This is a genomic window from Rahnella ecdela (assembly GCF_019049625.1).
In the GTDB taxonomy this organism is placed as follows: Bacteria; Pseudomonadota; Gammaproteobacteria; order Enterobacterales; family Enterobacteriaceae; genus Rahnella; species Rahnella ecdela.
In genome coordinates this window covers 61,917-86,615 of sequence record NZ_JAFMOY010000119.1, presented here as the reverse complement: position 1 = coordinate 86,615, position 24,699 = coordinate 61,917, and the positions used below count along the sequence as shown (strand labels likewise).

At 52.2% G+C, this 24,699-nt stretch carries 15 protein-coding genes; 5 read left to right on the top strand and 10 right to left on the bottom strand.

Annotated features, from left to right (window positions below; genetic code table 11):
• Positions 1 to 72: 72 nt before the first annotated feature.
• Positions 73 to 717, top strand: a complete 645-nt coding sequence (locus J1784_RS08250; protein WP_217148785.1) for a hypothetical protein — start codon at positions 73 to 75, stop codon at positions 715 to 717.
• Here J1784_RS08250 and J1784_RS08245 read toward each other — a convergent pair.
• The 6 genes from J1784_RS08245 to greB form a co-directional block, all read right to left on the bottom strand.
• A complete protein-coding gene (locus J1784_RS08245; protein ID WP_217148784.1) occupies positions 697 to 1,617 on the bottom strand; it encodes a LysR family transcriptional regulator in 921 nt (306 codons plus the stop codon). The two genes, J1784_RS08250 and J1784_RS08245, sit on opposite strands and share 21 nt — an antisense overlap.
• Positions 1,618 to 1,700: 83 nt before the next feature.
• A complete protein-coding gene (locus J1784_RS08240) occupies positions 1,701 to 1,937 on the bottom strand; it encodes a FeoC-like transcriptional regulator (RefSeq protein ID WP_217148783.1) in 237 nt (78 codons plus the stop codon).
• Positions 1,938 to 1,945: 8 nt separating this feature from the next.
• Positions 1,946 to 4,264, bottom strand: coding sequence for a Fe(2+) transporter permease subunit FeoB (feoB, locus tag J1784_RS08235; RefSeq protein ID WP_217148782.1), 2,319 nt, complete (start codon positions 4,262 to 4,264; stop codon positions 1,946 to 1,948).
• Positions 4,265 to 4,353: 89 nt separating this feature from the next.
• Positions 4,354 to 4,578: a ferrous iron transporter A gene (gene feoA / locus J1784_RS08230; RefSeq protein ID WP_152327536.1), complete on the bottom strand. Its 225-nt coding sequence runs from the start codon at positions 4,576 to 4,578 to the stop codon at positions 4,354 to 4,356.
• Between the two features lie 414 nt (positions 4,579 to 4,992).
• Positions 4,993 to 7,326: a Tex family protein gene (locus J1784_RS08225; protein ID WP_217148781.1), complete on the bottom strand. Its 2,334-nt coding sequence runs from the start codon at positions 7,324 to 7,326 to the stop codon at positions 4,993 to 4,995.
• A gap of 111 nt (positions 7,327 to 7,437) precedes the next feature.
• Complete coding sequence (greB, locus tag J1784_RS08220; RefSeq protein WP_217148780.1) at positions 7,438 to 7,911, bottom strand: transcription elongation factor GreB; 474 nt, start codon at positions 7,909 to 7,911, stop codon at positions 7,438 to 7,440.
• Between the two features lie 263 nt (positions 7,912 to 8,174).
• Here greB and J1784_RS08215 point away from each other — a divergent pair, with 263 nt between their 5' ends.
• Positions 8,175 to 14,207 (top strand): alpha-2-macroglobulin family protein, encoded by a 6,033-nt coding sequence (locus J1784_RS08215; protein WP_217148779.1) that lies wholly within the window; start codon positions 8,175 to 8,177, stop codon positions 14,205 to 14,207.
• Between the two features lie 57 nt (positions 14,208 to 14,264).
• On the top strand, positions 14,265 to 16,634 hold the full coding sequence (gene pbpC / locus J1784_RS08210) for a penicillin-binding protein 1C (protein WP_238485451.1): 2,370 nt from the start codon (positions 14,265 to 14,267) through the stop codon (positions 16,632 to 16,634).
• Positions 16,635 to 16,683: 49 nt separating this feature from the next.
• Here pbpC and J1784_RS08205 read toward each other — a convergent pair whose 3' ends face one another.
• From J1784_RS08205 to J1784_RS08190, 4 genes are all read right to left on the bottom strand, one after another.
• Positions 16,684 to 17,787, bottom strand: a complete 1,104-nt coding sequence (locus J1784_RS08205) for a fimbrial protein (protein ID WP_238485450.1) — start codon at positions 17,785 to 17,787, stop codon at positions 16,684 to 16,686.
• Positions 17,788 to 17,797: 10 nt separating this feature from the next.
• On the bottom strand, positions 17,798 to 20,338 hold the full coding sequence (locus J1784_RS08200; RefSeq protein ID WP_217148778.1) for a fimbria/pilus outer membrane usher protein: 2,541 nt from the start codon (positions 20,336 to 20,338) through the stop codon (positions 17,798 to 17,800).
• A 57-nt stretch (positions 20,339 to 20,395) separates the two neighbouring features.
• On the bottom strand, positions 20,396 to 21,082 hold the full coding sequence (locus J1784_RS08195) for a fimbrial biogenesis chaperone (RefSeq protein WP_217148777.1): 687 nt from the start codon (positions 21,080 to 21,082) through the stop codon (positions 20,396 to 20,398).
• Between the two features lie 92 nt (positions 21,083 to 21,174).
• On the bottom strand, positions 21,175 to 21,729 hold the full coding sequence (locus J1784_RS08190) for a fimbrial protein (RefSeq protein ID WP_217148776.1): 555 nt from the start codon (positions 21,727 to 21,729) through the stop codon (positions 21,175 to 21,177).
• Positions 21,730 to 22,387: 658 nt separating this feature from the next.
• On the opposite strand from J1784_RS08190, the gene ompR reads away from it, so the two are divergent.
• Positions 22,388 to 23,107 (top strand): osmolarity response regulator transcription factor OmpR, encoded by a 720-nt coding sequence (gene ompR, locus J1784_RS08185; RefSeq protein ID WP_009635740.1) that lies wholly within the window; start codon positions 22,388 to 22,390, stop codon positions 23,105 to 23,107.
• Positions 23,104 to 24,465, top strand: a complete 1,362-nt coding sequence (gene envZ, locus J1784_RS08180) for a two-component system sensor histidine kinase EnvZ (protein ID WP_217148775.1) — start codon at positions 23,104 to 23,106, stop codon at positions 24,463 to 24,465. Before ompR ends, envZ begins: the two co-directional genes overlap by 4 nt.
• The last annotated feature ends 234 nt before the right edge of the window (positions 24,466 to 24,699 follow it).

Sequence of the window (24,699 nt, the reverse complement as noted above, 5' to 3'; positions counted from 1 at the left end):
GTTGAAACGCCTTGCGCTGTTTGATTTTTGTGCAATGTGCTATTGTCCAACCACTCTGAACGAAGGGATATCATGCCAGTTTTAATTCGCGGGGATTCGCAAATGATCGTGCTTGAAAGGTCGTACAGTCCAGCCACTCTTGCCAGACGGTTTGAAATTATCGATGAGATACGATTCAACAACATTGATATGTTGATCATCTATGATGAAAAAATTCCGTTTATTGCTATTGCAGAAGCACAAACCAGAACTGACAACCGGGGCGAAAAACGACACCACGTCGTAGCGACCCTGGAGCTTGCACGCAGGGAGAACAACCATGACTTGCTTGAGGTGCGCCAGTTCTGGGAGGACGAAAAAGCATTTCAGGTTGAAGGCGTGGTGGTTAATTCTGGAATGCGGGATTACCGTTTGGCGACGTTATTGTATGAAACGTTGGTGGTAAACAAGCATCTCACTTTGATGAGTGATAACGATCATTACACCGGCGGCCGCGCCCTGTGGAAACGCCTTGCGCAGGATTCAGCGGGATTATTGGTTTTCATACTTGATACCGATAAAGGACAATTTTATCCTTATGACGGTTCGAAAATGCGATATGACGGTGTTAGCATTCCTGAGTCTGCTATCTGGAGCGATCATCCTGTTAAAACGCATTGGCCGGTCGTATTGATTGCGCAAAACAGTGAACATCTCTCAGCGCTTTCTGCTCGCTAGCGCATACATCCGGCTTTCAGCGGCGAGGGCGAGGAGATTCGGATCGTGCTCGCGGCTGTGCGGGAAGACCAGCGAGATGGTTTGGCGCATCTGATAGGCTTCGGCCAGCGGCAGGAGCTTCACCGTATTTTCATACACCCCTTTCATCCTGCCGGGAATGAGCGTGTAACCGACGCCCGCCTGTACCAGACTCAGCATCGAGAAAATATCGTTCACCCGCGTGACAATGTCCGGCTCAAAACCGGCGACCTGAAAGGCTTCCTGAAAGCCGTGGTAAGTCGCAAACCCTTCTGCCAGTGAAACGAATTTCTTCTTTTTAAAATCGCGTAAATCCGCGGTTCCTTCGCAGGCCAGCTCTGCGCTGGCAGGTGCGGCAAGAAAAATATCATCCTGAAAAAGAGGTAACTGATCGTAGCGCTGTGCATCCACGCTCGAATCACTGGTCGAAATCAGGATGGCATCCAGCTGACCGTCTTCCAGCTTGTGCAGCAAATCACTGTTAGAACCCATCACCAGCTCCAGTTCCAGCTCCGGACGGCGTAGTTTCAGCCCCATGATCAGGCGCGGAATGGTTTCCAGCGTCAGCGAATATAAGGTGCCGACTTTCAGGCGCTTATCCCCAAAACCGGCAGCGCGCTGCGTTGCCTGAATGCCGTGCTCCATCTGCTCAATCACCTGCGTGGCATGTTCCAGCAACGCTTCGGCAGCGGGCAGAGGCAGCAGATTGCGGCCGCGATGGATAAACAACGGACAGCGTAATCCTTCCTCCAGCGAATGTAGGGCGCGATGTACGCTCACGCTGCTCAGACCCAGTTGCTCGGCTGCGCGGGTGATGTTTTGTTTTTCCATATAGGCGAGGAAAATTTCGAGTTTACGGAAGGTGATTTCACTGTCGATCATACAGGCTCCTGCGGCGCATTGATGGCCGTTGCGACCTGTCGATGATAACTGAATAGCCGCAGCGCGACTATTCAGTAAGGGCGTTAGCGGATGAGAGAATAAGATACCGTCAGGCATTTTTTGCCTTCGGCACAACTTTTACAGCTGCCGCTCAGACAGCTGTCATCCGCTTCTATCGTTTCTGCTTTGTGCATCGCCACCAGCCGCTCCAGCATGGCCTGCACCAGCGGCTGCGGTGCATTCAGCTGAAGGCTGAGCTGGCGGGCATCCGCCCGGCCAGCCAGCGCGAGAGAGTCGCGAACCTGAATCAGCGTCGTCATCTTATCTCCTAGTGACAGTCGTTGCCGGTCGCCGGTTCGCAACAGGCCGCGATATTACGTGGCTGCAAATGGAGGCTGACACGGCTGCGAGCTTTGCGCAGGCAGGTAAGTACGATGGCGTTGAAAAGCAGCACGATGAGGATAACCCCCGCACTATACGCCGGATGGTTGCTGAAAGTGGCCACCTGATAGAACAAGGTTGCCAGCGAATACGCCACGTTCAGTCCCCAGAAGATTGAAAACGTCATCCAGCTGCGGCTGGTTTCACGGGCAATCGCACCCATGACCGACACGCAAGGAACGTACAGCAGCACGAAAATCAGGTAGCTGTAAGCCGAAATAGCGGTCCCGAATTTCGTGCTCATGACACCCATCGAACTGACACCCATTTCGCCGTCACCTTTGCTGGCTTCGATCGGATTGGAAAGCACGCTGATGCTGAAGGTGTCTTTCAGGCCCTGCCAGGTTTCGTTTACGGCACCCCCCAGTTCATCGAGCAGATGGAAGTTAGCGGCGTCGAATTCTTCATTGTGGATATGTTCTGCGGTATACAGCGTATTGAGCGTACCGACCACCACTTCTTTCGCCATCGCGCCGGTGACCAGACCGACCGTTGCCTGCCAGTTATCTGCGTGAACGCCCATTGGCGCCAGTACCGGCGTCAGCACTTTACTGACCGAGGCCAGCGCGGAATCATTAATGTTATCCACAGCCTGTCCGCTGAAAGAGAAGCTGTTTAGTGCGCCGATGAAAATACTGGCAATCACAATGACTTTACCGGCACGCAGCACGAAACCTTTCAGGCGTTGCCAGGTTTGAAGCAGCAGACTTTTCAGATGCGGAACGTGATAAACCGGCAGTTCCATTACAAACGGTGAGGCTTCACCGCGCATGATGGTGTATTTGAGCAGCAGGCCGGTGAGAATAGCGACCACAATACCCAGCAGATACAGCGAGAACACCACCGACGCACCATCCTGTCCGAAGAAGGCGGCAGAGAAGACGGCAAAAATCGCCAGACGTGCGCCACAGGACATAAACGGCGCCATCATCACAGTAATCAGACGTTCGCGCGGCGCATCCAGCGTGCGTGCGCCCATAATCGACGGCACGTTACAGCCGAAACCGACAATCAGCGGCACGAAGGATTTTCCCGGCAGACCGAGCGACTGCATCAGCCTGTCCATCACGAACGCCGCGCGGGCCATATAACCGGAGTCTTCAAGGAAGGAAAGGAACAGATACATCATGCCGATTTGCGGCACCAGCGGCAGCACGGTGTTGATACCACCACCGACGCCCTGCGCGAGGAAAATGGTCAGCCACTGCGGGAAGTGCAGGGTGAAACCCACCCATTGCATACCCTGAATGAAAATCGCCGCCGAGCCGATATCGAAAATCGGTTGCAGCGCGCCGCCGATGTTAATCGCCAGCACGAACATCAGATACATCACCAGCAGGAAAATCGGCACACCGAGGAAACGGTTGAGGATCACGCGGTCCAGCACCTGCGTCAGTTTGTTCGGCGCGGTGAGGTGCGAATTACTGATGTCCGCGCACAGTGAAGCAATGCTCTGATAGCGCGCATCAGCAATCAGCAGCGCCGGATCTTCCAGATTTTGCTCTGCCAGACGGGCTTTCACCTGCGGCAATAATGCCTGCGCATTACCGGCGTGTGTCTGGCTGTAAATATCCCCTTCGAGGATTTGTAACGCCAGCCAGCGGCGTTGTTGCAGCGCCATGTCCTGCGGCATTTCAGCGGCCAGCACTTCCACTTCCTGTTGCAGCACCGGCGGGTATTTCACGCGTTCCAGCGCGGCCACTTGTGGCAATTCGTCGATGGCCGCTTTCAGTTCTTTGATACCGCTGGCGCGGGTAGAAACCAGCGCGATAACCGGGCAACCAAGCCGCGCAGACAGCGCCGGGATATCAATATTAATATTCTGGATTTTGGCGATGTCGAGCATGTTCAGCGCGACGATACAGGGCACGCCCAGCTCAAGCAGTTGCAGGGTCAGGTATAAATTGCGCTCAAGGTTTGAGGCGTCCACGACGTTAATCATCAGATCCGCGTCGCCGCTCAGAATGTAATGGCAGGCAATTTGTTCGTCGAGTGAGGTTTGCTCAGAAATTGTGGTCAGTGAATAGGTACCGGGCAAATCCACCAGCGTAATCTGGTGGTCTGCGGTGGCAAACTGGCCTTCTTTACGTTCTACAGTGACGCCAGCCCAGTTACCGACGCGTTGTCGGGAACCTGTTAACTGGTTGAAAAGAGTCGTTTTACCTGAGTTTGGATTACCAATCAGGCCAATAGTCAGTGCTTTCATACGTTCAGATCTACGTGTGAGAAAGGAAAAAACGCGGAAAACTCAAAGAGCCGCGCTAAGCAATCTTTCTAAATCATCGTTAAAAAATATCAGGCCAGGATCTCAAGTTTGAGCAGGTCGAGGTCTTTTTTGCGCACAACCAGACTGGTGCGGCGGGTTTCGATTTGCACCGGATCGCCCATCGGCGCTACGCGAATAATGTTGAAGAATGATCCCGGAAGCATGCCGAGAGACAGCAGTTTCTGACGATAGGCCGGACTGATTTCATGAGAAAAGCCGGTAATTTTATAAGCACGTTTCGATTGAAGTTGCATAGTTCCTCGCGAGGATGTCAGGCGTTATGGGGTGACGGCGTTTGGTCTTGCTGCGCCGTGCGTCCCTGCCCGGTGAGTCCACTGATTAGCGATTTATGTTGCGAACAAACTGCTCAGAAATTGTCCCTGGTGCGAAATTGTCTGCCTGAGGCTGACGGCGTATTGAATACGCAAAGAAGTACAAACGAGAATAGTTATCATAATTAGTACGCGTATGGAGACAAAAGAAAAGAGGTGTTCCTCTTCGCGGGTTTCTCCACCGCATGGCTATCCTATGCCTGCAACAGGCGAGATTTATTGATTTACCTCAGTGATTGATTCATTAGGATTGAGTTTAAAAAGTGTCGAAAAAAGACACATAAAAAAAGCCGCTGAATATCAGCGGCTTTCGTGTATGGCAGGAAACGCGAAAAATTAACGTTTTTTGCTGAGTGCAGCGGCCAGGGCATCGGCCATCGCATTATTACCCGCCGGGGCGGCATTGCGGCCCGCCGGTTTATTTTGCGCAGGACGTTTCTGGTTATCGCGGTTATCGCCTGTCGCCGGTGCGGAAGAGCGGCGTGCCGGTGCTTCGCCCGGTTGTTCATCCAGACGCATGGTCAGCGCGATACGTTTACGTTGCAGATCGACTTCCATCACTTTCACTTTGACGATATCGCCGGCTTTCACCACGGTATGTGGATCTTCAACGAATTTGTTCGCCAGTGAGGAGATGTGAACCAGACCATCCTGATGCACGCCGATATCGACGAACGCCCCAAAGTTGGTGACGTTGGTGACAGAGCCTTCAAGGATCATACCCGGCATCAGGTCGTACATGGTTTCCACACCATCGGCAAAGGTCGCGGTTTTAAACTCAGGACGCGGATCGTGGCCCGGTTTTTCCAGCTCTTTGATGATGTCGGTAACGGTCGGCATGCCGAACTGCTGGTCGGTGAATTCGCTGGCTTTCAGACCGCGCAGCACATTCGAATCGCCCATTAGCTCTTTCAGCGCCAGCTGCGTCGCCGCCAGAATGCGTTCGACCACCGGATAGGTTTCCGGGTGAACTGTTGAAGCGTCCAGCGGGTTGTCGCCGTGGTTGATACGCAGGAAGCCCGCGCACTGTTCGAACGCTTTCGGCCCCAGACGGCTGACTTTCAGCAGCTGTTCGCGGTTACGGAACTGACCGTTTTCATCGCGCCAGCTAACGATATTCTGCGCCATCATGCGGGTCAGACCGGCAACGCGGGTCAGCAGCGGAACGGAGGCGGTGTTGAGATCCACACCCACGGCGTTCACGCAGTCTTCCACCACGGTATCGAGTTTTTTCGCCAGCTGTGACTGGCTGACGTCGTGCTGATACTGGCCGACACCGATAGATTTCGGGTCGATTTTCACCAGCTCAGCCAGCGGGTCCTGTAAGCGACGCGCGATAGAGACCGCACCGCGAATCGAAACGTCCAGATCCGGGAATTCCAGCGCTGCCAGCTCGGAAGCGGAATACACCGAAGCACCAGCTTCGCTGACAATCACTTTCTGTGCTTTTACCGCCGGGAACTGTTTTTGCAGCTCGACGAAGAAACGCTCAGTCTCGCGGGACGCGGTACCGTTACCGATAGCGACCAGTTCGACATTATGTTTGATGCACAGCGCAGCAACCTGCTGTGCGGCCTTCGCAGCCTGACCGGTGTGGGGATAAACGGTATCGATACCCACCAGTTTGCCGGTGTTATCCACAACGGCCACTTTCACGCCGGTACGTAAGCCCGGATCGAGACCCATGGTCGCGCGCATACCCGCGGGTGCAGCCATCAGCAAATCATGCATGTTGCGGGCAAAAACGTTGATCGCTTCATCTTCGGCGCGTTCGCGCACGGTGCCCATCAGTTCGGTTTCAAGGTGCAGCAGCACTTTGATGCGCCATGTCCAGTTGACCACGGCACGACGCCAGACGTCGGCAGGCGCATTATTCAGACGCAAACCCAGATGGTCGATGATCAGCTGTTCAGCGTAGCTTTCTTTTGGCGGCTCGTCATGCTGCGGATCGGCGTTCAGCGCCAGTTGCAAGACACCTTCGTTGCGGCCGCGGAACATGGCCAGCGCACGGTGCGAAGGCACCTGAGAAATCGGTTCGTGGTGGTCGAAGTAATCGCGGAATTTCGCGCCTTCCTGCTCTTTGCCATCGACCATGCGGGAAGTCAGATGGGCATTTTTCCACAGGTAATCACGGACTTTCGCCAGCAGCGCCGCATCTTCCGCGAAACGCTCCATCAGAATGTAGCGCGCGCCATCCAGCGCCGCTTTGGTATCTGCCACGCCTTTATCCTCATTGATAAACTTCGCGGCAGTTGCATCCGGCTCGTTTTGCGGATCGTTCCACAGCAAATCTGCCAGCGGTTCCAGCCCGGCTTCGATAGCGATTTGCCCGCGCGTGCGGCGCTTCGGTTTGAACGGCAGATATAGGTCTTCCAGCTCGGTTTTGCTCAGCGTGGTATTAATGGCTTTCGCCAGATCTTCGCTCAGTTTGCCCTGTTCATCAATGGACTTGAGGATAGTCTGGCGGCGGTCTTCCAGCTCACGCAAATAACCCAGACGGGTGTCCAACTGACGCAGTTGGGTATCATCCAACCCGCCGGTGACTTCCTTACGATACCGCGCAATAAAGGGCACGGTATTACCTTCATCCAGCAGACGCACCACGGAAGCAACCTGCTCCGGGCGAACCTGCAATTCACTTGCGATAATGCGGCTCAGTTGATCATTCATAGGTCTGGTATCAGTTCTTTCGTTTAAAAAAGCAGGGCACAGTTATACGGTTTGAAGACTAAAAATGCCAGTCATCAGGCCGCCTGCCTGCGCGTTTTGAGAGTTAGCTGATCATTTCCCGTAGTCAATTTCGTTGACGTACCAGGTCGCGTCGCCAACCGGCGTGGTTACTATCAGACTGTCACCGACTTCTTTTTTCAGCAGGGCGCGCGCCATCGGAGAATCGATAGAAATGTAGTCTTTGCGGCCAAAAATTTCGTCATAACCGACAATGCGAAAGCGTTTGATGTCGCCGTCGTCATTTTCCACCTCCACCCACGCGCCAAAAAACACTTTGCCGTCCTGTTGTGGTGAATAATCGACGATGCGTAATTGTTCCATACATTTGGTCAGATAGCGGATACGGCGGTCGATTTCACGCAGTCGCTTTTTGTTGTACTGGTAATCGGCATTTTCACTGCGATCGCCCAGGCTTGCCGCCCACGTGACTTTTTTGGTCACTTCCGGACGCTCATCGCGCCACAGGAAATCCAGCTCAGTTTTGAGCTTGTCGTAGCCTTCACGGGTAATCAGTTTCGTTTTCATATTACCTGTCACTTTCTCACCGTTTCCTGCACATAAATCTGCCGCCATTGTTTCACACAATCGCATTCCTGGCAGCGCACAAATCGCCCGAAAAATCCGACGCACTGCTACGCTTTATATGATGGCTTTTTAGCCAGAGAGCTATTATCCTTCTGTGCGGTTTCTTACGTTTTTTTACCTTCAGATATTTCACGTAATATAATGAATTAAATAAAAATATCACTCGCGTTTAACCATCTACAGGGATTGGGGTACAGGTACAAATGGATTTATTAAAATTCTTACTTCGTCTGCCTTTTACATTGATAAAAGGCCTGCTGCGCGTGCTGGCCTTTGTATCAGGTCTGCTGGGGCGCATTTTTAAACCGATCGTCGGCAATATCGACTGGCGCGCGCCTGCCTGGTGGACAGCAATGTCCGGCGGCCTCAAACGTGGTTTTACGCGTCTTGAAGGCGGAGTGGATAAGTACCCTAAAGCCATCAGTCTGGCGATTCTGGTTTTGCTGTGCGCCGCGGGTGCGGGCGTTTACGGCTGGCACTGGTGGCTTAACCGGCCACAGCCCATCGAACCGGCGCCGATGGTGTATCAGGATACCAGCGTGCGTATCAGCGGTCCGGAAGCCATCAATTACGCAGCACAAAAACTCGCGCCGCAGCAGGCGATTTTCAATTTCCGCAACTCCGTCGCGCCGATTACCGATGTCGGTAAAGTGGTCGAAAAAGGGATATCCCTGAAACCGGCTACCGAAGGCGAATGGAAATGGGTCAGCGGCTACACCTTAGTGTTCACCCCTAAAAACCCGCTGCCGATGGGCACGAAATATGAAGTTGATTTCACGCCTGACGTCCTGCTCGCGCCGCAAATCAAGCTGGCGAAAACCCGTTATGAATTCACCGCACCGGCGTTCGATTATCAGCTGGGGCAGGCCGAGTACTATCAGGATCCGCAGGACCCGCAAAAACGCAGCGCGATTTTTAACGTTAAATTTAACGCGCCGGTGGATGTGGCCAGTTTTGAAAAACAGATTTCTCTCGGTCTGACCGAAGGGAAAGCCAAAACGCAGTCGAAACTCAATTATTCCGTGGTTTACGACCAGAAAAAAATCAATGCCTGGGTGCATTCAGAACCCCTTAAATCGCTCGAACACGGCGGTTCCGTGCGGGTGACAATCGGTGAGGGCGTGAAAGCGTCAGTACCTTCTGCGCCGACCACGCAAGCCCGAAATGGCGCGGTGTCCGTGCCTACGCTTTACAGCCTGATGGTTAACGAAGCCAGCGCGCAGGTGGTGGATGCCGACGGTGCGAAAGGTCAGCGTGCGCTGATCGTCGGGTTCAGCGATGCGGTCAAAGACAAAGATATCCGCCAGGCAGTCAAAGTCTGGTTACTGCCGCAGCATAATCCGAACGATCAGGATGAAGCCAAAGGCCCGGATGATTACGCCAGCTGGGAAGTCGACAGCGTGGAAAATAATGTTCTCGCGCAGTCCACGCCGCTGAATATTCAGCTCAATGACGCCGAAAGTGATTATCAGCCACAGTTCAGTTTCCGCTTTGATGCACCGGCGCACCGCGCCATGCTGGTGGAAATAGATAACATTCTGACCTCGTCCGGTGGCTACAAAATGCCGGAAAAAGTTTACCGGATTGTCGCGGTGCCAGATTATCCGAAATCCCTGCAATTTATGTCGCAGGGCTCGCTGTTGTCGGTAAATGGCGATAAGCAGATCAGCGTCGCGGCGCGCAACGTGCCGGGGATGCGTCTGGATATCAAACGGGTGATCCCAAGCCAGCTGCAACACATCGTGTCGTTCAAAAGCCGTCAGTATTCATCGGCAGAATTTAATCGTCTTAATGACGAGTATTTTACCGAGCACTTTAAGTATCAGACCGCTGTTAACAACGACAAGCCGGGTGAAGTGAATTATCAGGGCGTCGATCTCTCGCGTTATCTTTCCACCGATCCGTCTTCACACCGTGGCGTATTCCTGCTGACGTTGTCGGAATGGGATCCGAAGAAGAAGGAAGTGAAACCGGAAGCGGATGACGACGGCAATGTGTATCAGGACGATTACCAGAGCGAAGACGAAGCACCGGCAGGCGATTCCCGCTTTGTGGTAGTGACTGATCTGGGGATTATTGCCAAGCGTTCGCAGGATAAAACCCGCGACGTCTTTGTGCAGTCGATTCACAGCGGCACGCCGGTGGCGAATGCGAAAGTCTCAGTCATCGCGAAAAATGGCGTGACGTTGCTGACGCAAATGACCAGCGCGGACGGCCACGTGCGTTTCCCTGCGCTGGACGTGTATACCAGCGAGCGCCAGCCGGTGATGTTCCTGGTCGAAAAAGAGGGCGATGTGTCCTTCCTGCCCGCGGACAGAAATAATGACCGCGGCCTCGATTTCTCCCGTTTTGATGTCGACGGTGAAATTACCCCGAACGATCCGCGTACGCTGAGCAGTTATCTGTTCTCCGATCGCGGCGTTTATCGTCCAGGGGATACGTTCAATATCGGCCTGATTACGCGCGCTGCGGACTGGAGCAACGGTCTGGCCGGTGTGCCGGTGCGTGCCGAAATTCATGACCCGCGCGACAAGCTGATGAGCACTATCCCGCTGACGCTTGGTGCCAGCGGTTTCAATGAGCTGAGTTATACGACTGACGATAATTCGCCAACCGGTGAATGGAACGTCTATTTATATCTGATCGGCAAAGACAATGAGTCTTCGACTTTACTGGGTCATACCTCAGTCAACGTCAAAGAATTCGAGCCGGATCAGCTGAAGGTCACACTGCAACTGACGCCAGATCGTAAACGAGGCTGGGTGAAACCGTCTGAATTGCAGGCCAATATTGACGTGCAGAACCTGTTCGGCACGCCTGCACAGGACCGGCGTGTGACGTCGAAACTGACGCTGCGCCCGATGTATCCGAGCTTCGATCAGTTCCCGGATTACGCGTTCTACGAGAACCGCCAGAACAACGACGGTTTTGAAACAGAGCTGGAAGACCGTACCACCGATGTAAAAGGCGCGGCGACTATCGGGCTGGATCTGAAATCTTACGCGGATGCGACCTATCAGCTGCAACTGCTTTCTGAAGCCTTTGTGGCCGGTGGTGGCCGTTCTGTAGCCGCGACGGCGCGGGTACTGGTTTCGCCTTATGACTATCTGGTCGGGGTGAAAGCCGACGGCGATTTGGGTTACATCAACCACAACGCCGTTCGTCATCTGAACGTGATTGCGGTCGATCCTTCGCTGAATAAGATTGCGTTGCCGGACCTGAAAGTTGCGCTCGTCGAGCAGAAATACATCTCTGTGCTGACCAAACAGGACTCTGGCGTTTACAAATACCAGTCAAAAATGAAAGAAGTGCAGCTGTCGGAACAGCCGCTGTCACTGACCGCGCAGGGCAATGACCTGACGCTGGCGACGGATAAACCGGGCGATTTCGTGCTGGTGGTGGAAGATGCGAAAGGCAATGTGCTGAACCGCATCGGCTACACCGTGGCCGGTAACGCCAATCTGAGCCGTTCGCTCGACCGAAATGCCGAGCTGAAACTGAAACTCAATCAGGCACAATATCAGCCGGGTGAAGAAATTGAAGTGGCCATCAACGCGCCTTATACCGGCAGCGGGCTGATCACTATCGAGAAAGATAAAGTTTACAGCTGGCAGTGGTTCCACACCGATACCACCAGTTCGGTGCAGAAAATCCGCGTGCCTGCGGGAATGGAAGGCAATGGCTACATCAACGTACAGTTCGTGCGTGATGTGAATTCCAATGAAATCTTTATGAGTCCGCTGAGCTACGGCGTGATGCCGTTTAAAATCAGCACAAAAGCGCGCCAAAACTACCTCGAAGTCGATGCGCCTGAAGTGATAAAACCGGGCGAAAACCTGGCGATGACGGTAATGACGGATGGTCCGCAGCAGGTTGCGTTGTTTGCCGTCGATGAAGGGATTTTGCAGGTGGCGCGTTATCGCCTGAAAGATCCGCTGGAATATTTCTTCCGCAAGCGCGAGCTGGGCGTGGAAAGCTCGCAAATTCTCGATCTCATCCTGCCGGAGTTCAGCAAACTGATGCAGCTGGCCGCAGCGCCGGGCGGTGACGCCGGTGAGGGGCTGGATCTGAACGTCAATCCGTTCAAGCGTAAACGAGATAAGCCGGTGGCGTACTGGTCGGGTATTACTGAAGTGAACGGCGAGAAGCAGTTCGATTATCAGGTGCCGGATTACTTCAACGGTAAAATCCGCGTAATGGCGATTTCCGTTACGCCAGACAAAATCGGTAAGGCGCAGACTTCTGCGACCGTGCGCGATAACTTCATCATGACGCCGAATGTGCCGTCGATGGTAGCGCCGGGTGATGAGTTTGACGTCAGTGTCGGGGTCAGCAATAACCTCGACGGGCTGAACGGAAAAAGCATTCCGGTAGCGATTCATCTGAGCGTGCCGGCGCAATTGGAAGTGGTGGGTAACGTCGATCAGAACCTGTCATTGGCTGAGAAACGCGAAGGGGTGGTTAACTTCCGTCTGCGCGCCAAAGCCCTGCCGGGCGATGCACCGCTGGTGTTTGAGGCCAGGGTTTCAGATGAAAAGTACGCTGATAAAACCAGCCGCCGGACGATCAGTACGTCGGTGCGTCCGGCAATGCCGTTCCGCACACAGTCGGTAATGGGGCGCATGAGCGGCAGCAGCCAGAACGTCGATAATCTGCGCCAGATGTTTGATGCCTACGCGGTACGTACGGCGGCCGTCTCCAACTCGCCGCTGGTGCTGACCCGAGGGTTGTCACAGTATCTGGCGAATTATCCGTATTACTGTTCTGAGCAGATTGTCAGCCGCTCGGTTCCTCTGATCCTCGGTACTCTCCATCCGGAGATGAAAGGCGTACAGAGTCAGGCAGAAAGCAGCAAACAGCTGAAAGATATGCTGGCGGTATTACGTTCACGTCAGAATGACAGCGGTGCGGTTGGCCTTTGGCGGTCGTCACCGCAGACCGATCCGTTCGTCACGCCTTATGTGGTGCAATATCTGCTGGAAGCGAAAGCCGCTGGCGTCGCATTGCCTGCCGGTATGCTGGAAGAGGCAAATTCTGCACTGCGCGAACTGGCAACGAATCAGAGTGATGATTTGTATACGCTTCGTCTGCGCGCGTGGGCGGTGTATCTGCTGACCCGTCAGGGTGAAATCACCACCAGTTCGCTGGCGTCGGTGCAGGACACGTTGCAGCAACGTTATCCGGACACATGGAAAACCGATCTCAGCGCGATGTATCTGGCGTCGTCTTATCGTCTGCTTAAAATGGATGATGAAGCGAATACGTTGTTGCAACCGACATGGAAGCAGCTGAGCAAGGCGTATGACAAAGCCTGGTGGACGCAAAATTACTTTGATCCGCTGGTGCAGGACGCGACGCGGCTGTATCTGATCACCCGTCACTTCCCGGAAAAGGTTTCCGCTATTCCGCCGCAGGTGCTGGAGAATATGGTCAAAGCGCTGAAAGAGGAACGCTATACCACGTATTCTTCTGCGATGAGTATTCTGGCGCTGGAGAGTTATTCCACGCAGGTGGCGGCACAGGCAACTGCACCGGACGCGCTGAAGATTACGCAGTTAAGCAAAACTAAAAATGTGGAACCACAGCTGATTTCACAGGTTCAGGGGCTGTTTGCTAAAGCGAACTTCACTGCGGATGCACAGGCGCTTCGCATCGAAAACGGCAACAATGCGCCAGCCTGGTATGTGGTGACTCAGGCCGGTTATGACCTGTCCGCGCCGAAGAAAGCGATTTCACGTGGTCTGGAAATCACCCGCGATTACACGGATGAAAAAGGCAATGCGGTCACGCAGGTGACGCTGGGGCAGAAGATCAACGTGCATCTGAAAGTCCGCGCCAATTCAGCGGAAGGCCAAAGCAATCTGGCGATTGTCGATTTGCTGCCGGGCGGTTTCGAAGTGATTCAGCAAACGCCACCGGAACCGGAATCTGACGGGAGTGACGAAAACAGTGACGCAGAAGCTTCCGCGTCCTGGCAGTCACCGCTGGCGGCATCGGGTTCAACATGGGCGCCGGATTACAGCGATATTCGTGAAGACCGCGTGGTGATTTATGGCAGCGCCAGCACTGATGTGCAGGAGTTTGTGTATCAGATTAAAGCCACTAATACCGGCAGTTTTGTGATTCCGCCAGCTTACGGTGAAGCGATGTATGACCGCGAAGTTCAGGCGCTTTCCGTTAGTGACAAAAAACTGATTGTCGTGCCAGCTGACGAAGCGGCTGTTGCTAAAAAATAACAAAAACGCAGTCGCCCCGTCATTAACGGCGGGGCGTAACCTGTTCTGAGTAGCAAGATGATCTCTTTTCCTGCCTTTTCCAAAACAGCAAAACGTCTGCTGCAAAATATTGCGATGGCGTTTTTTTTACTGGCGCTGATCGTACTGGCATGCCGGCTCTGGCCCCATCCACCACTTTCTCAGGGACAACCCTTTTCCTCTGTTTATTACGACCGGCAGGGTACGCTGATGCGTATCACACTGGCTAACGACGATCGTTATCGTCTGTGGACGCCGCTGGAACAGATTTCTCCGCTGGCGGTGGAAGGTCTCTTACTGCATGAAGACCGTAGTTTTTACTACAATCCCGGTTTCAATCCGTTCAGTCTGATGCGTGGATTCTGGCGCAGTTATGTGGCGGGCGGAAAAATGCAGGGAGGATCGACCATCACCATGCAGTTGGCACGCATGCACTGGCATCTGAATACCCGCACACCGTCGGGCAAAATTTTGCAGGTGCTGCGGGCGGTACAACTTGAGCTGAGCTATTCCAAGCGCGACATTCTTGAAGCCTATTTGAACAGTGCGCCGTATGGCCGCAATATTGAGAGTATCGGCGCAGCCAGCCTGATTTATTTCAATAAAGCACCAAAGGACCTGGCCTTGCCAGAAGCGCTGACGCTGGCAGTTTTGCCACAATCACCGAGTTATCGCATTGACCCTAAAACCGGCGTTATCGGCAGTGCGCTGATACAGGCGAGAAACCGTCTGTTCGTACGCTGGCAGGCGCAATACGCCACAGACAGCAGCCAGATTTCCCTGTTCAGATTGCCGCTGGCACTGCGCCAGCCCGAGCAGATGCCGTATATTGCGCCGCATTTCATTGAACAGCTGCGTCAGCAAAATCAGCAGTTTTCCGGAACAGATACCCGAACTGACACCACGATAGACGCCGGTTTGCAGCGACTGACTGAACGACAGGTCAACGCGTTTATCACCCGCAATCAAAGCCGTGGTATTCACAACGCCGCCGTTCTGCTGGTCGATACCCGCGATATGGGCGTGCGTGCGCTGGTGGGATCCGCCGATTATTACAACCGCGGCATTCAGGGGCAGGTGAATGGCACTAATGCTAAACGCTCGCCGGGATCCGCGCTCAAACCGTTTATTTATGCGCTGGGGATGGAGCAGGGCGTCCTGCATCCGATGACCATCCTGAAGGATGTGCCTTCTGCTTTTGGTGCTTACGCGCCGGAAAATTTTGACCGGCGTTTTCTCGGCCCGGTGACCGCGACCGATGCCCTGAATTTCAGCCGTAATATTCCTGCCGTTTATGTGGCATCGCAGCTGCGTCAGCCGACGTTTTATCAGTTTCTGCGGCTTTCCGGTGTGGCTGATATGGCCAGTGAAAACCATTACGGCCTGTCGCTGGTGCTGGGTGGCGGTGAAGTGACAATGCAGGAACTGGCAAAACTGTATGCATTGCTGGCGAACCGCGGCGTGCTGCAACCGCTGCGGATGCAAAAAAACGATCCGCAACAGACAACTCCTGTTCGTTTGCTGAGTGAAGAAGCCAGTTTTATGACGCTGGATATGCTGCGTCAGCACCGCCGTCCGGGCGATACGCTGGCTCAGGCACCGTCCTCGCTGCCGGTGTACTGGAAAACCGGCACGTCCTGGGGCTTTCGCGATGCATGGAGTGTCGGTATTTTCGGCCCTTACGTATTAGTGGTATGGGAGGGGAATTTCGACAGCAAAGGCAATAACGTATTTGTCGGTGCCGACGCAGCTGCGCCGCTGTTTTTCAATATTATCGACAGCATTACGGCCAGTTATCCCGACGTGCAGGAGCCTAAACGCTCGTTGCCCAAAGGGGTGAAGCGGGTAGACATCTGCCTTGCCAGCGGAGATTTGCCAACGCCGTGGTGCCAGCAAAAAGGCAAAACCTGGTTTATTCCCGGAAAGTCTCCAATCAAAGTCGATACCGTTTACCGCCCGGTACTGCTCGATAAACTGACTGGTGAAGTCGCCTGCCCGCCTTATGACGAGGACGAGACTCGCACGGAAGTGTTTGAATTCTGGCCATCTGATCTGGCCAACGTATTTGCTCAGGCCGGATTACCCAAACGCAAACCACCGGTGAACCACTGCAAAGATGAGGGCGTGGACGTGAGCGGCAATCCGCCGCGCATTACATCGCCACTGAAAAACACCACTTATACGCTGCGCCAGTCCCAGCAGGGCCGCGACCGGATTTCATTTAACGCCGTAACCGATGCGGACAGTAAAACGGTGTACTGGTTTGTGGATGATATCTATCTTGGCAGCTCGGCCAGCAAATCTGCCATCGACTGGCAGCCCATTAACAATGGGCAGTATCGCATCCGCGCCGTGGACGATCACGGACGCGCGGACAGCCGGTTGATCAGTATTGAGATTGTGAACTGAGGGCGCTGGCCAGGCACATTAGAGAGTGTTGCGCGGCACAATGACCGCTTCAGCGTATGTCCACTCTCAGGGTGGCCATTGCCTGGAATTCACCGGTATCAAGTTCCCCCCCGACCAGATTTATCGGCATCGCTGTCAGGGTAATTTTGCCAAGCCCGTTTTGGTTCATCGGTAAAACCCCCTGAAGGAATGGCATATAAATTCCCGAAGAATCCTCGACCACAATGCCGATATCAGCCTTGTTGTCAGAAGGCCTGCGCCGTGCAACCAGATAATATTGTTTTTCCACGTCTGCACCATCTAATAGCATCAGTAATTTGTCACCTGTGGGGATCACCGGTAATCCCTGAGATGTGCAGTCGTATCTGATATCAAATGTCACTGGCCGGTAATTATCCGGCGCATTATTCAATTTAGTGAAGTGGCTGGCCTGAATGGTGCCGAAGTTAACGGAAATAACTTCACCCTGATTGATTTCACAGCTTTGCGGGGCAGTCAGTGTGCCGCTGATATAAAGAATTGCAACAGGCGCACCTAGTGGCGGCGCGGTCGTTACGCTGGTTGCCGAAGAAGCATAGACTCTGGCGATTTCTGTTCGAGGGATTAATATTTCACCCACAAACGGTGTCGTGAGATAAAACGTCAGAACCCCTTGCGAGCCGGTGACAAAGGTATCCTGAGTCTTTTGCTGCTGACAAATGCCTGTGCCGCCTTTGTCCCAGTGATGAGTGCCGTCACTGACGGCTTTACTGGTGGGGACGGTCACATCACCATTCTTGGGGAGAGTGATTTGCGTCATCAGATCAAGATGATCAGTAATTTTATAGTAATTGGTCGCATGTCCAAGCGGTAGTGAGGACACAAGGCTATACATGATGAGGACACCGTTGGCTGCTGAGGCATCTGAATCCGTGCAATTACAACTGATGTGATAGCTTTGCTGAGGGCTGTTCATCGCCTGGTTGAGGGACGCTCCTTTGACATTTTCCTGACTGCGTAAATTGCGTATCAACGTATTTTCATAAGACCCCGCGCTGCCATTCGTCGGTTCACACACGGCGACTCCGGCCCGAACCTGCGCAGAATAAATCCCCGCGAGAAACGCAGTCATTACGAATAAAGCGACGGAGGTTCCAGGTTTGGATATTTTCATGTGAATTTCCTTAAAGACATGAGGCTGTTACCGACTGAATCTGAGAGGCCGCTGGTTGCAGATTAAGGGTGGCTTTGCATTGCTGACTGGCGGTAGTGCCCCATTTCACGTGGATAACACTCGGTTCATCCGTTTTGATCCCGGATAAATACAATAGGCCGCCATCGTCAACGATGTTTTCCTGCGTCTGGTCTTCGCTCACCGCGACTGCGCCAAAAGGTACTTTTTTACCGCCCGGCTGGATAAGCGTAATCAATGCGCGAACGCCCACGTGCGCATCAAAATGTGCGACAACCATGGCGCCTTTGTTCGGAATGACCAGTTCGGAGTTTTGCGTGACATCAACGTCGGCAGGCAGGGTGGCAGTGTCCAGAACGATATGATTTTCGGTATAAGACGTGAGATAAGGAACCACAGCAAAGCCCCGCCAGTCGGTTTTGACGCCGGGGATATTTTGCACACGCGCGCCGCTCGCGCCATTGGTATCAATCAGTGCAAACGAGTCCCCTAATGGCTGGGATAGTGTGATGCCATGTGAGTGCGCGACGATGCCACCGGCCAGACCATAGCTGGTTTGCTGCGATTCTTTATCGTAGTAATAACCGGTATTGAGCGTACCGTACGCCGAACGATAAGAGGCATTCAGACTACTGCTGTCACTGCCGCCCTGATTAGCATGACTTTGCTGGAGCGAGTAACTGAGCCGGTTATCATCAAGTAATGTGCCAGTGAGTCCGGCTTGCTGCCGCGTTTGCGCCCCTTTCTGATGGGTTGCATTGTAAGTAGCCCAACTGTTCGGCAGCCAGCGGCTTAGCGGAATTCGGATATTCAGGGCTATCTGTTGATCATCCTCGTCTCCCTGCAATTTGCTGTAGGAGTAAGAAACGTTATAGCTGATCCCATTCAGGCTGGTGTTGAGTCCGAACGAGAGGTTTTTTTCCTGCTCACTCCCACCCCAGTAGCTTTGCTTGTAAGCCGTGACATATAAGCTGGCGCCCTCCCATATCGTCTGGTTAATGCTGAGCTGGAGCTTGCTGCGTTTATGATTATCTTGTGAATCATTGTCATTTTGCCGCTGATTGGCTTCATCAAAATCATAGAATTTACTGGTCGAATAGCGGTAACTGGCGAGAGTGAGATTGGTATCAGTAGATTCAACGTTTTTTGAGTACTGGATGCGATAGGACTGCCCGTTGTCGCGCTGCCCATCGTCCTGCTGAGTTTGCGCGTGGGTCATATCGAAAGAAATAGATCCCAGAGATAGCAGACTGAACCCTGTACCCACCAGGCCGGAAAGATAATCGGGTGAAGCGAGTGTGCCGGCGTAAACAGTAATTTCGTTTGAGATGCCATAAATCACCGTTCCCTGTGCAAAGTCAGGTTCATTATCCTCATTATCAGTGGAACGATATTTCCCGAATGTGGTGCTGTATTTCAGGCGACCCGGACGTTGCATAATTGGTACAGCGGAGAAGGGCTGATTGAATTTACGTTCGCTGCCATCGGCTTCTTTGATGGTGACTTCCATGTCGCCACTATAAGAAGAAGGATATAAATCGTTTATTTCAAAGGCACCCGGCGCGACATAGCTTTGATAAATAATGTATCCGTCCTGCCGGACGGTAACTTCTGCGTTAGAACTGGCGATGCCCCGGATAGTCGGGGCAAATCCGCGCTGGCTGTCAGGTAGCATATTATCGTCAGAGGAGAGCTGAATCCCCGTAAACTGTAAACTCGGAAATAAATCACCTGGTGTTGCACTTTCCCCGATGAGCAATTGAGATTTGAGCCGTTTAATGTCTCTCTGGACATAGCTGGCAATAGCGTCCCAGCTTTGCTGTCCGTCACTGCTGCTGTAAGTGCTGTAGTTTCGAAAGCGCCATGCGCCCGCGTTAAATCCATTTTGCAGATTCAGATACTGGTTTGAGTCATCGTTGCTATTTTGATTCTTACGCTGAGCGCCAGAAAATGAGTAATTGGAAAACAGCACCGGTACGCCATCATCCCACCTTTGGGGGTCAACATAGCCATTCGCTTTTTTATCCATCGCGGCCTGTGGAATGCTGACATCGAGCCTCATGCGGTTGAAATCCAGAGTGGCTGTTGCAGCAGGTATATACTGTGTTAAAGCCCCTAGCGGTGCATCATGTTGATGGCGGGATAATGTCGGAAAAGCATCGACCCGCACGCCCAGAGATCGCAGTAAATCAGTCGAAATTTGTGGTGCCAGTGATCCATCAGGCAAAGCGTCATAGCGGATTTTCTGTTGCAGGACTTTGTCATGATTGACATAAATCACTGTGTCATAGACGCCAGGAACCTGGGCTTTATCGCTAAGAGTAAATACCGAGAGGTCGACATTTCCCGTTTCCTGACCGGTACGCTGTAGGTAGTTGGGATCAAAATAAGCTGCTTCTGCAGCCCTCGCCGGTTTAACCTCCATTGCGCTGATATTCACCAAGCCAGTCATGCAGAACAGTAAAAATAAACGGTGCTGATGAAACTGGTGCCGGCAGCAGGCCGGATGTTTTGCAAACGGAGGGTGATCCATTGTTATCGTCCCTGAACTTCAAAAGGCTTGTCTGACTGATTGTTTTTTCCGTGACTGCTACAGCGCTCGTTTTTCTGGTCGGGAGTCGCCCCCATAATCATTAATCGAGCTCCACTCAATGGTATTGCTATGATTACTTTCCGGCAGTTTGACGGTGATTTGTCCGCCCGGAGCGACCATTTCCACATCTTTATAGAGGGTAGTTCCGACCATGAGATAGCTGAACACCACATAAAACTGTGTGGGGTTTTTAATAGTTAGCCCGCCTGACGTGCGGGAAAATTGCAGCAATTTGTAAGCGTCATAAGGTTTCCCTTCCAGACCAGACGGTCGGTAGAAGAGTTTTATCCGGGTATTTATAATGAGTCTGAGTTCATTGAGACTATTTTTAGGTGTTGAAGGAATTGCCCTTACATTAATATAAAATACAGATTCTTTGTTTTTAGGTAATTCACCTCCCGTATATGAGATCCGTAAACTGCTGTCTTCATTTGCATTGAGCCGAAACAGTGGTGGCGTTACAACAAAGGGTCCGCGAGTTTTAGTATCGCCGTTCTCAATCCATGACTGTATAAGAAAAGGATTTTTTTCAGATTTATTGCTCAGTGGCAATGAGGCTTCTTTTTTATCGGCGTTATAAATGACACGGGTCTGTCCGACAAGAATCCCCCCGCCATAGCTTACCTGAATGAAAGTAAAAAATATTATTGAAATTTTAATAATAAAGCATATCAGTTCACGCATGTCTTTATTACTCTCGGGTAAGTGATATGAATAAAAGGTAAGGCTATTATTTTATTGGCAGATTCTATAAAAAATCTGCCGGGCTCTATTTCTTAACGATAATCCAGGGTGACATTAACGCTGGCATCTGCCGGTCCTGCGATAATTTCTGTTGGATTTTTGAATGACTTGTAATTCGCAAGAAGATTGACATTCATCGTGGCTGTTTTGATGTCATAACTCAATGTTGGCAGCGTGTTGAGAAGCATGACTTGTTTTGTCGCCGCATCCATAATCTGAATACCTACGCCGTCTGCCATCGGATCACTAAAAGAATTCCCCAGTTTGACCAGATTCGGGTGAGTAGCATCCACGGCCTCAGCCTCCATCCAGATGATAAAGTGCGGCACCGGATCAGTGTCTTTTTGTGCTACAGGGCAATTTGTCAGCGGCAAAGTAAAGGGGATTTCAGGTGAAGTATCACCGATTTGCTGAAATTGAGCAGCGGAATAAGTTCCTAACTGAACATCTATATCGCTGCCATTATTAATCACACAGGCCGTTTTAATAATAGCACCAGTGAAGTTTATTTTACCATCTATTGCATAACTGCTTCCCGCTAACGCCAGGAGTAAAGTGCCAACTATGAGCTTATTTGTCTTTTTCATTTTGCATCCATTCTGAAATAAAACATTGAAAAATCGGAGCACAGATGCATCTAAAAATAGGTAAGTAATATTAATGAGGCGTCTGTGTAAAACGGAGTCTATCAACTGTTTTATCGATTGAACAGGGTAGGGATTTTATTGTGATGAATTTTGATATAAAAACAAAGGTTATATATATGTTTTCATGATCAGTTGGTTGTATTTAATTCATGGTATTGATTTTTCTTTTTTTTTGGAAATATAAAATCTAACGGATTTGAATGGGGTTATATTTTTAATTAAACGCTTTAATAGAATTCGTATAATGCACCCGGTTCTTAAAAATATTAATGCACGGGCTGCCTGGGTAATATATTGAGACGCTTTGGAGAAATATTTGTTTCACAAAGTGTCGCTTTACCGAACGTCGAAGGCACGGATGGACAATTTATGAGCAGAATTAAGGAACCCGTACAACGCATGACCCGAAGCCCATGACGACAAACCGTAACAAACCAACCTTAGGTGGCAGAAGATTCCTCTGATATTGTTGATAAATTAGGAAATCCATAATCATTGTTACAATTTCGTCTAGAATATATACCATTAAACGCTGTCTGTTTTAGCTGACATTTCTAACAATACAAGCTTCAGGCATTCACGCCTTTGGGAGATTTAAATGCAAGAAAATCACAAGATTCTGGTGGTCGATGATGACATGCGCCTTCGCGCACTTTTGGAACGTTATCTGACTGAACAGGGCTTCCAGGTGCGTAGCGTTGCCAATGCTGAACAAATGGATCGCCTGCTGACTCGTGAGTCATTCCATCTGATGGTTCTCGATTTGATGCTGCCTGGGGAAGATGGTTTGTCCATCTGCCGTCGTCTGCGCAGCCAAAGTAACCCGATGCCGATCATTATGGTCACCGCAAAAGGTGAAGAAGTTGACCGTATCGTGGGTCTGGAGATTGGTGCCGACGACTACATTCCAAAACCGTTTAACCCGCGTGAACTGCTTGCCCGTATCCGCGCTGTATTGCGTCGTCAGGCGAATGAGCTGCCGGGTGCGCCTTCTCAGGAAGAAGCGGTGATTTCGTTTGGTAAGTTCAAATTGAATCTCGGTACCCGCGAAATGTTCCGTGAAGACGAGCCTATGCCGCTGACCAGTGGTGAGTTTGCCGTGCTGAAAGCGCTGGTGAGCCATCCTCGCGAGCCGCTGTCCCGTGACAAGCTGATGAACCTTGCACGTGGTCGTGAATACAGTGCGATGGAACGTTCTATCGATGTGCAGATTTCTCGTCTGCGTCGCATGGTAGAAGAAGACCCAGCGCATCCGCGTTACATTCAGACCGTGTGGGGTCTGGGCTACGTATTTGTGCCGGACGGCAGTAAGGCATGAAGCGAATACGCTTTTCACCGCGTAGCTCGTTTGCCCGAACACTGTTATTAATCGTCACCTTGCTGTTCGTCAGCCTGGTGACGACCTATCTGGTGGTGCTTAACTTCGCCATTCTTCCCAGTCTGCAGCAGTTCAATAAGGTCCTGGCTTACGAAGTGCGTATGCTGATGACCGATCGCTTGCAGCTGGAAGATGGTACGTTGCTGGCCGTTCCACCGGCGTTTCGTCGCGAAATTTACCGCGAGCTGGGCATTTCCCTTTATACCAACTCTGCCGCCGAAGAGAGTGGTCTGCGCTGGGCGCAGCACTACGAATTCCTCAGTCAGCAGATGGCACAGCAACTCGGTGGCCCTACCGATGTGCGCGTCGAGGTGAATAAAAATACCCCTGTTGTGTGGCTGAAAACCTGGCTGTCGCCTGACATCTGGGTGCGTGTTCCGCTTACTGAAATCCATCAGGGGGACTTCTCCCCGCTGTTCCGTTACACACTGGCGATTATGTTGCTGGCGATAGGTGGCGCGTGGCTGTTTATCCGCATCCAGAACCGACCCCTGGTCGAGCTGGAGCATGCGGCATTACAAGTGGGTAAAGGCATTATTCCTCCGCCATTACGGGAATACGGCGCGTCTGAAGTGCGTTCAGTGACGCGGGCGTTCAATCAGATGGCCGCCGGTGTCAAACTTCTGGCCGATGACCGTACCTTGCTGATGGCCGGCGTCAGTCACGATTTACGAACACCGCTGACGCGTATTCGATTAGCGACTGAAATGATGAGCGATGGTGATGGTTATCTCGCCGAGTCGATCAATAAAGACATTGAAGAGTGCAACGCCATCATTGAGCAGTTCATCGATTATCTGCGCACCGGTCAGGAAATGCCCACAGAAATCACCGATCTTAACGGTATTTTGGGCGAAGTGATTGCGACAGAAAGTGGTTATGAGCGTGAGATCGACTCTGATCTGGCCGACGGTGAATTGCTGGTGAATGCGCACCCGCTTTCAATCAAGCGTGCTGTCGTGAACATGGTAGTCAACGCCGCCCGTTACGGCGATGGCTGGATCAAAGTCAGCAGCGGTCGTGAGCTCCAGCGCGCATGGTTCCAGGTTGAAGATGATGGCCCGGGTATTGAGCCGGACCAGCTTAAACATCTCTTCCAGCCATTTGTGCGCGGCGAAAGCGCCCGAACTACCAGCGGAACCGGGCTGGGTCTGGCGATTATTCAGCGTATTGTGGATGCTCATTCAGGTACGCTGGATATCGGCAAAAGTGACCGCGGGGGATTACGGATCCGGGCCTATCTGCCGTTACCGGTGGAGATGCTGAAAGCGGTGGCGGTTCAGCAGAAGCCGGTTTGATTAAGGGGAGCATAATCTCCCGCTTGATTGGGATTAGGGCTGACAGGTGAAAGTTTCGGTTTCTTCATACCGTTGATCACTTATCGCGCTGCGCCGAAACATGCCCGTCGTGCCCGCGATAGCGCGCAGTAAAAGAGCCGGGGATTCTTAAGGGTGGTGGCGATAAGCCACCCTTAAGGCCGGTGTGGGCGGCAGCTCACGGTTTTGACCTAAGACGGTGTGGGCGACAGCTCA